General features: G+C 59.6%; 1 protein-coding gene. It reads left to right on the top strand.

What is annotated here, in order from left to right; all coding sequences use genetic code 11:
• Positions 1–47: 47 nt before the first annotated feature.
• On the top strand, positions 48–792 hold a 745-nt coding region (locus B7R24_RS17090), incomplete at its 3' end, for an AMP-binding protein (RefSeq protein WP_147304112.1).

Here is a 792-nt window from a genome sequence, read left to right as displayed (position 1 = left end):
CGTTGGCCGTTCTCACGGACGCGAACACGGCTGGACGTGTTGCTGAGATGGTGGAAACGGGGGGTCTGGATTGCCCGCTGCTTGATCTGACTACTGTCGAGCGGGACAGTGGTGTCGACACGAATCCGGACCGCTCCGCGCTCGGACTGACCTCCCATCACCTGGCCTACGTGATCTACACCTCCGGCTCAACCGGCACACCAAAAGGCGTCATGATCACCCAGCGTGGTGTGTCCAATCTCATGAATATGCAGCGCTCCACTTATCCCTTGAGCCCACAGGACGTCGTTTTAGCGAAGACACCGTTTGGCTTTGACGCTTCAGTGCGTGAACTGTACTGGCCACTCATTTGCGGCGCGAAACTGGTCATCGTGCGGCCCGAAGGCCACAGGGATCCTGCTTATCTGACTCAACTCATTCAGCAAGAGAACGTTACGGCGCTCTACGCCGTCCCTTCAGCCATCCGCGCATTACTCGAGCAGCGTGATCTAGCCAGCTGCACGAGCTTAGTCATGTTGTTGTCCGGGGCGGAATCGTTGTCGGCACAGATGGTGAGTCGTCTTCGCGAGCGGCTGCCCGGCCTGCGTGTCTACAGCCAATATGGACCGACAGAGACGACTGTCTTCGCTACTCACTGCGCTGTTACTGAGGTCTCCTCGGTTCACGGTGCGGTTGTTCCGATTGGTCGTCCGATAGCGAACACGCGGGTTTATGTGGTGGATGCTCACGGCGGGTTGTGTCCGGTCGGGGTGGCTGGCGAGTTGTGGATCGGCGGAGCGGGAGTCGCGCGCG

This window comes from Subtercola boreus (assembly GCF_003399645.1).
Classification (GTDB): Bacteria; Actinomycetota; Actinomycetes; order Actinomycetales; family Microbacteriaceae; genus Subtercola; species Subtercola boreus_A.
This window is presented reverse-complemented; position numbering and strand designations above follow the sequence as displayed.